Raw genomic sequence first — 12,641 nt, 5'->3', positions numbered from 1 at the left:
CTAAATCAGTTCGTAACAATTACGCGCGAGTAGTGTAGGGGACGAAATCGATTCTGAAGAAGCGAAGCTAAAAGCTTTCTGAAAGAAAGCTACTTCGGAAGCATATGCCTCGCCTTTGTCTCAATATTTTAACCATAAACATTATTAATCAAGGAAATTTGGAGACAACAGCGATCGAAAGAACGATTCGTAACAGGAACGGCTACTGCGCCAAGGTTAAGCACTTATTTTGGAATTGGCCAGATAAAAATTAGAAATGTTCATAACAGGAGGAACTTAGCAATGAAACTTGGACTTATTGGATTAGGTAAAATGGGATTGAACCTGGGTAGAAACCTGATTGACCACAAACATGAAGTGGTTGCTTTTGACCTTAACGCTGAAGCTGTTAATGAAATGAAAGAATACGGCGCAGCAGGCGTATCTTCTTATGCAGAAATGGTCGCTTCTCTTGAATCCCCACGTGTATTGTGGATCATGGTTCCTCACAACGTGGTTGACGCTGTACTGGCTGAAGTGAGCCCACTGTTGTCCAAAGGCGACATCATCATCGAAGCGGGTAACTCGCACTACAAAGAGTCCATCCGTCGTTACGAAGAAATGAAACCTAAAGGCATTCACTACATGGATGCTGGTACATCCGGCGGTATGGAAGGCGCGCGTAATGGCGCATGTTACATGATCGGTGGCGATCCTGAAGCTTGGGCAGTAGTTGAGCCTGCGTTCAAGGATACTTCCGTTGAAAATGGTTACCTGTATGCAGGTAAAGCAGGTAGCGGTCACTTCCTGAAAATGGTTCACAACGGTATCGAGTACGGTATGATGGCTTCCATCGGTGAAGGCTTCGACGTATTGGAGAAAAGCGGCTTCGATTTCGACTTCGAACAAGTTGCTCGCGTATGGAACAACGGTTCCGTTATTCGTTCTTGGTTGATGGAATTGACAGAGCGTGCATTCTCCAAAGATGCTAACCTGGACGAAATCAAAGGGGTTATGCATTCTTCCGGTGAAGGACGTTGGACAGTTGAAACAGCATTTGATCTACAAACTGCTACGCCAGTTATCGCGTTGTCCCTGTTGATGCGTTACCGCTCCCTGGAAACAGACACGTTCACAGGTAAAGTTGTTGCAGCATTGCGTAATGAATTTGGCGGTCACGCTGTAGAAAAAAATTAATTCATATATAACTGTTAACATATACGGATAATCGGGTAATGATGAGTATAGTTGTTTATAAAATTCATCAAGTGGAGGGAACATATCATGAAATTTTTCTTAGATACAGGTAATGTTGAAGAAATCAAACGGATCGAACGTCTGGGTCTGGTGGATGGAGTCACGACCAACCCGTCTTTGATTGCCAAAGAAGGTCGCGTATTTAAAGAAGTGATTCAGGAGATCTGTGGCGTTGTTAAAGGCCCGGTCAGTGCTGAAGTGATCGGACTTAAAGCCGGGGATATGTTGAAGGAAGCTTATGAAATTGCAGAATGGGCACCGAATGTAGTGATTAAACTACCGATGACCGAAGATGGACTCTATGCTTGTCATGAACTGACCCAAAAAGGAATTAAAACCAATGTAACGCTGATCTTCTCTGCAGCACAGGGTCTGATGGCGGCAAAAGCTGGCGCAACATACATCAGTCCATTTGTTGGCCGTCTGGATGATATTGCGGTGGATGGCATGAAGCTGATTCGCGATCTGCGTCTCATTCTGGATACGTATGATTTGCCTTCCGAAATTATTGCAGCAAGCATCCGTAATATCAAACATGTCGAGGATGCAGCTCTTTCTGGTGCGCATATCGCGACCATTCCGGGTTCGCTCCTGCCAACATTGTGGAAACACCCGCTGACAGACAGCGGCATTGAGCGCTTCCTGAAAGATTGGGAGTCCGTTCCGAAATAATAAAATGTGGACAGGGATCTGATTCCTCAGAGCCATATTCCATTAAAAAGCCTTCCGTCATGCAGACAAAATCTGCTGGTGGAAGGCTTTTTTAGTTGTAAGTGATGATATCCCCGTACGAGCAGGTGCTGTCCTTCTTTTTCGGGACAACAATGCATAAGGATAGTATATAGCCTATAGCTCATCCCGCAGGGGAGGGACGCCCGATGATGAGAAGACGATGGCGAAGCCGAAGACGCCGCAAGCCGCCAAGTGGCAGGCGCAAAATGTGGTTGATTATTTTATTGGTAACAGCGTTTTGTTTGATGCAGGGTTTTGCCTATGTGGATAAGAAAATGAAACCACCCATTATGCATCTGGCCAAAATCAGAGTAAAGCAGATTGCAACGGAAGCGATCAACAAGGCGATTACAGCGCAGGTTTCCGAAGGCAAATCCACCGAAGGATTGATTGACTGGAAAACCGATACGGCTGGGAAAGTGTCCGGATTCATGCTGAATTACGACGAGCATATGCGGATCACTGCGAGTACGATGAACATCGTGCAATCCACTTTGCAGAATGTGCATATGTTAAAAGAAAAAATTCCGCTGGGGCAGGCGTTGGGCAGTCCGGTACTGGCATCCTTTGGTCCAAGTATACCGGTTCGTATTGAGCCTCAGGGTGCCGTCAAGGTGGATCTGAACACCCGTCAGCAGAACGCCGGTATAAACATGATTCTGGTGGAAGTGTACATTCACATCATTGCCGAAGTCGCGGTAGTGGTGCCCTTTGACATGGAACCCGAGACCGTCGATACGGAAATTCCGATATCTTACCTATTGGTGGTCGGGGATGTGCCGATGTACTACTACGATAATCAGGGCAAACCAGTAGGCAGCAACGGAAGCAATGCACCTGCGATCGCACTTCCATCGGGTCAGACGGGTGTTTCGAGTGGTCATGGAGGAACGCCTAATTCAACCTCTCCCAATCAGCAACAGGCTCCAGCAAACGGTTTGAACGGAAATGGTTTGGAGGTTGAGCCGGATTTGTCTGATCCCAATGAGGGATTACAGCTTGACGTGGATGTGAACCACTAATGAATCAAAGGTAAATATCGAATACAAAACGGGGCCCCTAAGATAGAGGTCCCGCTTTGTATTAAAATTCATCTGAATACTAAGTAGATACTTTTTATCCTTTATTCCAACCTCATTTTGCCTCATTTGCTTTTGGCTTTCTTCTGTTTGCGTTCTTCCTGCTCCCAATGCTTCAGATTCGGGTAAGGGTCGAACGACCATTCATTCAGTCCGCTATCACGATAGATGCCATAGTGCAGATGAGGAGGAAACTTACCTTGTGTACCTGGTTTTCCATACCCTGAACTGCCCACCCAGCCCAAAACCTGACCAGGGGTAACCACTTCGCCGATATGGGCGTTTTTGTCGAAGCCGGATAGATGAGCGTAATAGTGGTAATGGTTGTTCAGATCACGAATACCGATACGCCAGCCGCCAAACGGATTCCAGCCTTTGATTTCCACGACACCGTAACAGGTACTGCGCACAGGCAGGCCATGCGGTGCAAAAATATCCGTGCCTTCATGAATACGGTACCCACCCCAACTGCGTTTGGTTCCCCAGGTGCTGCGATATGAATAGTTGGTTCCGAGAGGGACGGGAAAGGCGTGACCAAAGAGATCAAGGCTGTCAAAATGCTCATATAATTTCGCGAATTGCTGAATGCGCTGCACAGCTCGGGAGTTATGATAATATTCCCACAGAGCGATGTTGAAGTCCTCCGGCTTGTTCCCATAATTCTGAACAATGGAAGCCATGCTGTAAAGTACGTCCAGGTCATTATTAGCATCTGCTACGCCATCACCAGAACCGTCACGACCATATCCATTGAAAAAAGCAATGGAACCCGGTTGTTGATCCGTTTCATTCGGATTTAGCCAGCCTCTCCAGGCTGGGGAGGTCATGAATATGCCGGTCAGCCGTTCCGGATGTTTACGATCTTTCGGATGAGCACGCGAGATGGTTCGTTCATATTGATCAATCGCTGCGAGCCTGTACCAGGGAATTTGGGTCATCTGACCAATGCTTTCATATAGATGTCGGCGCGAGGCGAAAATGTCCGCTGGTTTTTGCTCTACAGCCTGAGGTTTGGAATCAGCGGCGGTGGGTTCACCGTAAACATCAACAGGCAAGAATGGGAGAAGCAGTGTGCCTGCAAGCAATGTTTTGATCCAAAAGGAATAAGTTAACCGCGATGTAAAGCGATCTTGCACAGGGAAGCAGCCCCCTTTCCAATGAGATGATGCACATGGTGCCCGGTGAACCAAGCTATAACCTAGCGTTCTTCAAAAGTCTTCATTTTATCCATGTAAGACATGAATGCACAAGATGTGACAAATGGGGGTTTTTCCAGCGCTTTCATGGTATAATATGTTCCGAGCAACAGCCTAACTTCAGTAGAAAGAAGGTTTATGCATTGGCTAAACGTGTTAAAGAACCGAAACCGGACTGGATTCGGATCAAATTGACAACCGGCGATAACTATCAGGAAATGAAAACGATGATGCGTTCCAAAACGCTGCATACAGTATGTGAGGAAGCACGGTGCCCGAATATTTACGAATGTTGGGCTAATCGGACGGCTACTTTTATGATTTTGGGCGACATTTGCACACGGGCATGCCGTTTTTGCGCGGTAAATACCGGCTTGCCAACGGAACTTGATTTGCAGGAACCAGAACGCGTGGCAGAAGCGGCAGAACAGATGAATCTGCAGCACTGCGTAATTACGAGCGTGGCGCGTGACGACCTGAAGGATGGAGGAGCGACGATCTTTGCGGAGACGGTGAAGGCCGTTCGTCGTCGTTTGCCTTTATGTAGCGTAGAAGTGCTGATTCCGGACTTTTTGGGTGACCGGGATTCCTTGCAGATTGTGATGGATGTCAAACCGGACATCTTGAATCATAACATTGAGACAGTAGAGCGGCTATCGGACAGAGTCCGTGCCAAGGCGAAATACAAGCGTTCACTCGAACTGCTTGCTCGTGCCAAGGAAATGCAGCCAAATATCCCGACGAAATCGAGCATCATGCTTGGTGTGGGGGAAGAATATCATGAAATTCTGCAAACGATGGATGATTTGCGAGCTGTGGATTGTGATATTATGACGATTGGTCAATACCTGCAGCCATCAGAGAAACATCTGTTTGTGGAGAAGTACTATCCGCCAGAAGAGTTCGCAGCATTGAAGCAGGAAGGACTAAAGCGTGGATTCAGCCACGTTGAATCTGCACCGATGGTACGTAGTTCTTACCGTGCGCACGAACAGGTAAAATCTGCTACAAAACATGCTGAACAGGCGGCAACACACGCATGATGGAGGATACCGGATTGGAAGAAGATAATAGCACAGAACAGGTTCAGGAATTAGCCCAAGAATCGGCTCAGGACAAACCTCAAGAACCGGTTATTGTTCAAATCGGCGGAAAGAATTATGAAATCGTACAAAACCACAAAGAAGGCTGGAATCCTGAAGTCTTCCGTGACCGTTACAGCGAAGTGCTGGAGCGGTACGATTACATTATTGGGGACTGGGGTTACAGCCAGCTGCGGTTGAAAGGTTTTTACCGGGACAACCATCCCAAAGCAACGAAGGATTCCACGATCTCCAGCATGGTGGACTATATCAATGAATATTGCAACTTTGGATGTGCATACTTTGTGCTTCAGAAGAGCAAAGATCAGCCTCAAGCCAAAGCAAAAAGCGGTTCCTGAGAAGGACCGCTTTTTTTGTTGCGTATATTTTAGTCCAAAAAAGCTGTGCGAACTCTGTTCCAAAACGGATAGGGCCGGAAACGGGCAAAACTGACCTTGTGACGGGCCACCTGGCAGCGTACGGATATGAGATCTTCCACCATAACGTTTACGTGGTCAATGGTAAGCAGTAACCGCTGATCCTTGCGTGAGAAAATATCACAGTGATGATGCTTGGGCAAAATAACCGGTGAACCCAGCGTCCGATAGACGCGGTTATTAATCGAAGCAATCTCGGCGATCTGAATAGCCTCGATTGTGGGATGCACCATAGCGCCGCCAAGCGCCTTGTTGTATGCCGTACTGCCTGAAGGTGTTGATACACAGATACCGTCTCCCCGGAACATCTCAAACGTCACGTCATTAATGTCGACCTGAGCAACGACTGTACCGTCTACACCTTTTAACGTAAATTCGTTCAGTGCGATATAAGAGGTATTGCCCGACTTTTTACGAATCTCAAGCTCCAGCAGTGGATACTCCACAATTCGTGGTTTGAGTCGTTCCGGGTCGCCTTTGCCGCTCATCAATCGAACCAATTCACGTAATTCTTCCTTCTTCCAATCGGCATAAAAGCCGAGATGGCCTGTATGAACCCCAACAAAAGCAATGTCCGGGATGCGGTCGATGAAATTGTGAAATGCTTGCAGCATCGTACCATCGCCTCCGATGGAGATGACAATCTCCGGCGATTCTGCATCCAGCTTAAACCCTTCCTCTTTTGCCAGCGCATGAAACTGCTGACTGAGATCAATCGATAACTGGTCTCCGCGGTCTTGAACATAGTATCTCAAGATGAAAGCTCCTTTGTGGTCATTATACTACCGATGATAATCAATTCCAGGGAAGAACACAACGTTGGATTGATATTCAGTTGTATATAAACGCACAGGAGGGCTTATTTTTTTATACGTCGAGGTAAGAAAAAGGGACTTAGTAGAGAAAGTATCAGCAGGAAAAGTAATACGCCTCCAAGTACACCTACTCCCGAAAAAAAGATCTGTCCCCAGTCTGGTGTATACGAAAATAATTCTGATTTGGCACCGGTTTGGAACAAAACAGGCCATTCCGAATCACCCATCATCGGCATCCATAACAAAAGTACAAGTATGGGTGCAATGAGAGCATGGATTGCTCTGGCAAACAGAAAGGGGCCATATCTCATGGGTGTGTTGCTCAGGACACTCATGATCTGGGCATGAACGGATAATCCTCCCCAGGAGAGGACAAATGCAACAGCAGCAGCTTTGTACACGAGCGGAATGGATATGCCCGCCCCTCCTGCTTCTTTAGCTCCCAAAGTGACTTCAAATAATCCGCCTACGAGGCTGTGGGATAAGGCAGGGGGGAATCCTGTATATAAAAGCAGTTGTTCCGTAATGGCGTATAACCCGCCTAGCCATCCAGTTTGAACGAGTAATTCCATCATAACGGAGAAGAATACAACTAACCCTCCTACGATAATAATAAGGCGAAGGGATGAGGAGACTGCCTGGCGCAGCAATTCACCAAATGCCCGTCCATCAGCCTTTCTTGCCTCGTGCATGGCATAAATGGCTCGGAGCAGTCTGTTTTTGTGTACCTCCTCAGAGTCGGAGGGAGAGTTGTTGTTCGGCTGTTTATCCTTTGCGGAGATGCCGCCATGGAACCGCATGAGCAGGCCCACAAGAAATGCAGCACCATAATGTGATGTGACCAGTATGGGAGCAATAGCTACATTATGAAAAAAACCGACCGATACGGCTCCAATCATGAAGATGGGATCGGATGATGTGGTGAAAGCAACGAGGCGTTCACCTTCTTCCCGAGTAAGCAATTTTTGTTCCCACAATTGTGCAGTCAATTTGGCTCCAGTGGGATAACCGGAGGCGCAACTGACGGCAAACACAAAGCCGCCGCTTCCGGGAACGCGAAATAGCGGACGCATCAATGGATTTAAGAGTGTACCCAAAAAATGAACAATGCCGAAGCCAAGAAGCAGCTCGGAGAGCACCAGAAAGGGAAAAAGGGAGGGAAACAGCACGTCCCACCAAATGGATAGTCCACGTACACCTGCATGCCAGGTTTCCGCAGGAAACAGCACCATCAACACACACAGGATCAGGAGAGCTAGTGGGATCAGGACATGGGTGATTCGTTGTGAAGCGGCCATGAATTCTTCTCCTTTATTTTTGGAATGGTCAGTGTGCAGCAGAACGCAGGTGCTTTTGCCATCAATATATGAGACAAAGCGGACAAACAGTACAAATTAATGTTTAGAAAGCGCTTGCAAAAGTGGCTGTGTTTTTAGGAGATGTATGCTAAAATGATAAAAACGCCTGAACGTCACCTAATTACCTTGAAGGTGGAATTAAATCGGATGGAGTGATGATTATGAGTCTTGTCACCGGAATCCTGGTTTGTGCTTTTGTTTATGTTATACGTGCCTCGCTTGTGCGCTCTGAAGAAGAGGACTGGCGAAGTTATTAATGAAATATCTGGTGCGCCAAACCTCTTGTTTGGCGCTTTTTTTGTGCCTTCAGCACGAGATAGACCTGTATGAGTCATGGCTATGTGGGACCATAATCCTTTCATGTTATATAGGACTTTTGGGATTTTTTTGATAGAATGAAGATAAAGGCGTTCGTGGCCTTGTTCTTCAATCTCCTTTCATAATTAAGCATGGGAGTGTAATATATGTCAAAATTCGACACCTGAAAGGAGGGAAAAGCGGAATGAATCCTAGTTTAAGCATCTACGACAATCTTGGTGGAGAGGCAGGCGTTCGTGCACTGGTCGAAGCTTTTTATCCGATTGTTCAGCAGAATGAGAAGCTGGCACCTCTTTTTCCGGAGAATATTCAGCCGGTAATCGACAAGCAATACATGTTTTTGTCTCAGTTCTTCGGTGGTCCTGCATTGTTTTCCGAGGCTTTTGGTCATCCGATGATGCGTGCCCGCCATATGCACTTTGAAGTGACAGTTGAACGGGCAGAAGCTTGGCTTGCATGTATGGATCAGGCGTTGACACAAGTTGGTGTGGAAGAGCCGTTGCATTCTTTCGTCCTGCAGCGATTGTCGGGGCCAGCACATCATTTTGTGAATACACCTTAGTTCCGATTACAAGCTTGTGGGAGAGGGATGGAATGAGTGGAATTAGAGCCTCTGTATAAGGTAAAGGTGAAGTGTCATTATTGCGAGACTGAGTATGATACCTCACGCGTAAGACCAAGCTTAAAACGGCCATATCGGACGGATTCCGATTTTTGTGCGTACTACAAGCGGGAAAATCCGGATTTCTATGTTGTTCGAATTTGTCCTGAGTGTGGATTTGCTTCGACAGAGAATTCGACAGAACAATTAAACGATAAACAGCGAAAGGCTTTTAAAGAGCAGATCGGCAATCGTTGGGTGAAACGAGACTATAGCGGAGCACGGACACTGGAACAGGCGATGGATTCGTACAAGCTTGGACTGTTGGTTGCGCAGGTTATTCAGGAGAAAGATCGTGTCGTTGCGGGTCTGCTGCATCATATTGCCTGGCTGTATCGGTACATGGAGGATCATACCCAGGAAAACCGTTTTCTTGAATTTAGCCTTGAGGCTTATGTAAAGGTTTATGAACGGGAAGGTACTGGCGGGAATGAAGCCAAGCTTCTTTATCTATTGGGAGAGTTGAACCGCAGAGTAGGTCGATTCCATGAGGCTGTAAAATGGTTCGGCAGGGTTATTCATGACAAGCGCATTACCGATGCTGCCATGATTCGGGCTTCGCGAGAGCAGTGGGCATTACTGCGGGAACAGATGATTTCGAGCAAGCTGGAATTGCCAGATGAAATGATTGAAGCAGACAAAGAGGCTGCGAAACGCAGCCCCATTTGATAAGTGACAGTTGTTCTCTAATTGCGGACAGGACGACTGGACAGCAGGTAATCACTATCATTGTCGATCACAGTCATGCTGGCATTACAACAAGGAAAGACCAGCAATTTCTTTTTGCCTTCGCGAATGCGTACAAGCTCCTTCGGTTTGAGCGGCAGGAGTACATTGTTTGCATGGCAGTACGGACATTGCTGTACATAAATGTCCCCCATTACAATATCGTAAGGCCAGCTGTTCTCAAAGGGGATCATTCTTGCTCGCCTTCCGTAGAGGCAGGTTTAGCCGCTTCTTCTTTGGCCAACTCGGCGATTTTCTGCATCAGAATATGCTGCGGCATATGCATCAGATGTTCGAGGGGAACACCCAGAGATTCTGCTAATTTGACGGCTGTGTCAGCCGAGACTTGTAAAGGTTTCATACGATTACCTCCTGAAAATAGCTTAAACTATTTCTCTAGTATAGAGATATAGCGCTTATAAAACCAGTTCTAATTCAAGGTTAATTATCCATTCTACTGAGAGAGGTGCCTTATTTAAATGAAAACACCATTACAACCCGTCTGGGATCTGGAATCCATTTTTAGTGGAGGTTCTGCCTCCGAGTCGTTCGCTGCGTATTTGATTGAGCTGGAGCAGGATGTACGCAAGCTGCAAGCTCTTTTGAAAGAAACACCTGCACCCAAGTCGCTGGAAGAAACGAATGCATTTGATCCGATCCTTGAACTGCTTCAGAGCTGTTATATCCGAATTTCGGAAGGGTCCGCATTTGTGTCCTGTCTTTCTTCACAAAACCAAAATGATAAAAAAGCAGTTCAGCTTCAGGGAACCATGAGTTCTCTTGGCGCGATGTTGAACAGTACCAAGTCCCAATTCGATAATACGCTTAGCCAAACGACAGACTCTGTATGGGAAGCATGGATTGCTCGGGAGGATATTCAGCCGCTTGCCTTTGCATTGAATGAGAGCCGCACGCAAGCTCGTGAGAAACTGTCTCCTGAGCTTGAAGGCCTTGCGCTTGATTTGGGCGTCGATGGTTACCATGGCTGGGGCAAATTCTATAACACCATTGTGAGCAAGGTTAACATTCCCTTTGAGCAAAATGGTGAAACGGTTATGCTGTCCGCAGGCCAGGCTTCCAACAAGCTGAGCGACAGTGACCGGAATGTACGCGAGACTGTATTCGCCAATTGGGAACTAGCCTGGACCGATGTCGAAGACTTCTGTGCAGATACATTAAACCATCTCGCAGGCTTCCGTCTCAAATTGTATGAGAAGCGCGGCTGGGATGATATTCTCAAGGAACCTTTGGCGATCAACCGGATGTCGCGTCAGACGCTTGATACGATGTGGGACGTAATTAACGGTGCCAAACCTGCGTTGGTTCGATATTTGGAGCGCAAGGCGAAACTGCTTGGAGTAGAGAAACTCAGTTGGAGTGACGTTGATGCACCCGTAGGCAAGTCGGGTGGAAAAGTCACATATGACGAGGCAGCCATCAATATTGTTGATCAATTCGCCAAGTTCAGTCCCAAACTTTCCAAATTTGCAGAGATGGCGTTTGAGAAACGTTGGATCGAAGCAGAGGACCGTCCTGGCAAGCGTCCAGGGGGATTCTGTACGTCCTTGCCACTCAGCAAAGCAACACGTATTTTCATGACCTTCTCTGGGACGCCGTCGAATGTGTCGACACTTGCCCATGAACTTGGTCACGGATATCATCAGCACATTATGGAAGAACTGCCAGCTTTGAATCAACGCTACGCCATGAATGTGGCAGAAACGGCATCTACCTTTGCTGAGTTGATTGTAGCTGATGCACTGGTTCAGGCAGCAACGGATGAGCAAGAGAAGCTTGCTCTGCTCGAAGACAAGATTCAACGAAGCGTTGCGTTCTTCATGAATATTCACGCTCGTTTCCTGTTCGAAAATCGCTTCTATGAGCAACGCAAACAAGGTTTGGTAAATGCAGATGAGTTGTCCAAACTGATGGTGGAAGCACAACAAGAAGCGTTCTGTGGTGCGCTTGCATCGGATCATCCGCATTTCTGGGCTTCCAAGCTGCATTTCTATCTGACAGGTGTACCATTCTACAATTTCCCGTATACGTTCGGATATATGTTCAGTGCAGGCATCTACGCCAGAGCACAGGAGGAAGGCACGGCATTTGCCGATAAATACGATGATTTGTTGCGAGATACAGGCCGAATGACGGTAGAAGAACTGGCTCAGAAACATCTGGGTACAGATCTCACACAACCTGGTTTCTGGCAAAATGCAGCGAACCTGGTCATTGCCGATATTGATCAATTTCTTGAGATGACAGAATCCGCAAAATAGTATTCCTATATATGAAATGAGGCTGCAATCCTGTGTAAATGCATACGGGGTTGCGGCCCTTTTTGTGTTTTTTAAAGTTAAGGTCCGACTAAATATTTTGTCGCAATTGAGAGAAATAACTCGCTAAAAGGACGCAAAATGGCAATTAATTGTGCAAATTATAGTTATAATTACCCAAGTTTGTTTGACTTTGTTGAATGACCACATTTGTTGTCATATAATGAGTCGTAAGTCCTTGTTTTGTAGGATGAAGTGCATAAAGGAGGAGCGTTATGGTAAAAATTGACCAGCTTTCATTAGCACGACAGTTGGATTTGGTGTTCAAAGAGCTTGATCATGAATTATCAGGGTTAGATTCAGGTGTGGTTTTTGTGCAAATACGAAATAATGTAATTGGGAAGTTTGGGATTCGACATAATCCGATAACCGGACGTGACGGTCAAATGAAAGTGGAGGACGGTGGATTAAACGAAACCCAGCGCTCTTCTTTCCGCGCAATGGCACTGGAAACTTTGAAATTCAAGCGAAATTGGACTCATGGAGAAATTGCATATGATTTTACAGTAAGACAAGGCATGATTCTGGTTGATGCCACGATGGAGTCCAACTATAATATGGCGAACCTGATGATTCGTTATCCAAGAACCAATACATACATGGATTCAGGCATGGAGTCGTCTTCATAATTGTGATGAGCACAGGAAAGCGGCACTTCCGAGGAA

The 12,641-nt window shown here is 46.6% G+C and carries 14 protein-coding genes; 9 read left to right on the top strand and 5 right to left on the bottom strand.

Features of this window, described 5'->3' with window-relative positions; genetic code table 11:
• Positions 1 to 282 precede the first annotated feature (282 nt).
• The 3 genes from gnd (at position 283) to yunB (ending at position 2,990) form a co-directional block, all read left to right on the top strand.
• Entirely contained in the window at positions 283 to 1,176 is an 894-nt protein-coding gene (gnd, locus tag BUA17_RS26675; protein WP_063566149.1) for a phosphogluconate dehydrogenase (NAD(+)-dependent, decarboxylating), read from the top strand.
• An 87-nt stretch (positions 1,177 to 1,263) separates the two neighbouring features.
• Positions 1,264 to 1,908 (top strand): fructose-6-phosphate aldolase, encoded by a 645-nt coding sequence (gene fsa, locus BUA17_RS26670; protein WP_072735507.1) that lies wholly within the window; start codon positions 1,264 to 1,266, stop codon positions 1,906 to 1,908.
• Positions 1,909 to 2,114: 206 nt separating this feature from the next.
• Positions 2,115 to 2,990 (top strand): sporulation protein YunB, encoded by an 876-nt coding sequence (gene yunB / locus BUA17_RS26665; RefSeq protein WP_063566148.1) that lies wholly within the window; start codon positions 2,115 to 2,117, stop codon positions 2,988 to 2,990.
• A gap of 122 nt (positions 2,991 to 3,112) precedes the next feature.
• Here the strand turns inward: yunB and BUA17_RS26660 are convergent, their stop codons facing one another.
• Positions 3,113 to 4,183 (bottom strand): M23 family metallopeptidase, encoded by a 1,071-nt coding sequence (locus tag BUA17_RS26660; RefSeq protein ID WP_072735506.1) that lies wholly within the window; start codon positions 4,181 to 4,183, stop codon positions 3,113 to 3,115.
• Between the two features lie 203 nt (positions 4,184 to 4,386).
• Between BUA17_RS26660 and lipA the strand changes: the two genes are divergently transcribed.
• The gene (gene lipA, locus BUA17_RS26655; RefSeq protein ID WP_063566146.1) at positions 4,387 to 5,286 is read left to right on the top strand and encodes a lipoyl synthase; all 900 of its coding nucleotides are present in this window, start codon (positions 4,387 to 4,389) and stop codon (positions 5,284 to 5,286) included.
• A complete protein-coding gene (locus tag BUA17_RS26650; RefSeq protein WP_240321485.1) occupies positions 5,283 to 5,684 on the top strand; it encodes a YutD family protein in 402 nt (133 codons plus the stop codon). The genes lipA and BUA17_RS26650 overlap by 4 nt, the downstream gene beginning before the upstream one ends.
• Before the next feature lie 29 nt (positions 5,685 to 5,713).
• Here BUA17_RS26650 and BUA17_RS26645 read toward each other — a convergent pair whose 3' ends face one another.
• Both BUA17_RS26645 and ylbJ read right to left on the bottom strand, forming a co-directional pair.
• Entirely contained in the window at positions 5,714 to 6,517 is an 804-nt protein-coding gene (locus BUA17_RS26645) for an NAD kinase (protein WP_024634403.1), read from the bottom strand.
• Between the two features lie 104 nt (positions 6,518 to 6,621).
• Positions 6,622 to 7,875: a sporulation integral membrane protein YlbJ gene (gene ylbJ / locus BUA17_RS26640; protein ID WP_072735505.1), complete on the bottom strand. Its 1,254-nt coding sequence runs from the start codon at positions 7,873 to 7,875 to the stop codon at positions 6,622 to 6,624.
• Positions 7,876 to 8,437: 562 nt separating this feature from the next.
• Between ylbJ and BUA17_RS26635 the strand changes: the two genes are divergently transcribed.
• Positions 8,438 to 8,815, top strand: a complete 378-nt coding sequence (locus BUA17_RS26635) for a globin domain-containing protein (RefSeq protein WP_024634405.1) — start codon at positions 8,438 to 8,440, stop codon at positions 8,813 to 8,815.
• A gap of 36 nt (positions 8,816 to 8,851) precedes the next feature.
• Complete coding sequence (locus BUA17_RS26630; protein ID WP_063566144.1) at positions 8,852 to 9,583, top strand: DUF2225 domain-containing protein; 732 nt, start codon at positions 8,852 to 8,854, stop codon at positions 9,581 to 9,583.
• 17 nt (positions 9,584 to 9,600) lie between these two features.
• On the opposite strand, the gene BUA17_RS26625 is transcribed toward BUA17_RS26630, so the two are convergent.
• Together BUA17_RS26625 and BUA17_RS26620 are read right to left on the bottom strand one after the other, a co-directional pair.
• Complete coding sequence (locus BUA17_RS26625; protein WP_063566143.1) at positions 9,601 to 9,834, bottom strand: hypothetical protein; 234 nt, start codon at positions 9,832 to 9,834, stop codon at positions 9,601 to 9,603.
• Entirely contained in the window at positions 9,831 to 10,001 is a 171-nt protein-coding gene (locus BUA17_RS26620; RefSeq protein WP_064506463.1) for a YycC family protein, read from the bottom strand. The genes BUA17_RS26625 and BUA17_RS26620 overlap by 4 nt, the downstream gene beginning before the upstream one ends.
• Positions 10,002 to 10,119: 118 nt before the next feature.
• Between BUA17_RS26620 and BUA17_RS26615 the strand changes: the two genes are divergently transcribed.
• Positions 10,120 to 11,919: a M3 family oligoendopeptidase gene (locus BUA17_RS26615; RefSeq protein WP_072735504.1), complete on the top strand. Its 1,800-nt coding sequence runs from the start codon at positions 10,120 to 10,122 to the stop codon at positions 11,917 to 11,919.
• A gap of 272 nt (positions 11,920 to 12,191) precedes the next feature.
• Complete coding sequence (locus tag BUA17_RS26610; protein WP_072735503.1) at positions 12,192 to 12,605, top strand: O-methyltransferase; 414 nt, start codon at positions 12,192 to 12,194, stop codon at positions 12,603 to 12,605.
• Positions 12,606 to 12,641 lie beyond the last annotated feature (36 nt).

Origin of the sequence: Paenibacillus sp. ov031 (assembly GCF_900143165.1) — a bacterium.
GTDB lineage: Bacteria > Bacillota > Bacilli > Paenibacillales > Paenibacillaceae > Paenibacillus > Paenibacillus marchantiae.
This window is presented reverse-complemented; position numbering and strand designations above follow the sequence as displayed.

Bases quoted from the DNA above. Each gene is read 5' to 3' on its own strand.
- fsa (WP_072735507.1), top strand. From the start codon at position 1,264: ATGAAATTTTTCTTAGATACAGGTAATGTTGAAGAAATCAAACGGATC.
- BUA17_RS26650 (WP_240321485.1), top strand. From the start codon at position 5,283: ATGATGGAGGATACCGGATTGGAAGAAGATAATAGCACAGAACAGGTT.
- ylbJ (WP_072735505.1), bottom strand. From the start codon at position 7,875: ATGGCCGCTTCACAACGAATCACCCATGTCCTGATCCCACTAGCTCTC.
- BUA17_RS26615 (WP_072735504.1), top strand. From the start codon at position 10,120: ATGAAAACACCATTACAACCCGTCTGGGATCTGGAATCCATTTTTAGT.
- BUA17_RS26635 (WP_024634405.1), top strand. From the start codon at position 8,438: ATGAATCCTAGTTTAAGCATCTACGACAATCTTGGTGGAGAGGCAGGC.
- BUA17_RS26610 (WP_072735503.1), top strand. From the start codon at position 12,192: ATGGTAAAAATTGACCAGCTTTCATTAGCACGACAGTTGGATTTGGTG.
- BUA17_RS26620 (WP_064506463.1), bottom strand. From the start codon at position 10,001: ATGAAACCTTTACAAGTCTCGGCTGACACAGCCGTCAAATTAGCAGAA.
- gnd (WP_063566149.1), top strand. From the start codon at position 283: ATGAAACTTGGACTTATTGGATTAGGTAAAATGGGATTGAACCTGGGT.
- yunB (WP_063566148.1), top strand. From the start codon at position 2,115: ATGATGAGAAGACGATGGCGAAGCCGAAGACGCCGCAAGCCGCCAAGT.
- BUA17_RS26625 (WP_063566143.1), bottom strand. From the start codon at position 9,834: ATGATCCCCTTTGAGAACAGCTGGCCTTACGATATTGTAATGGGGGAC.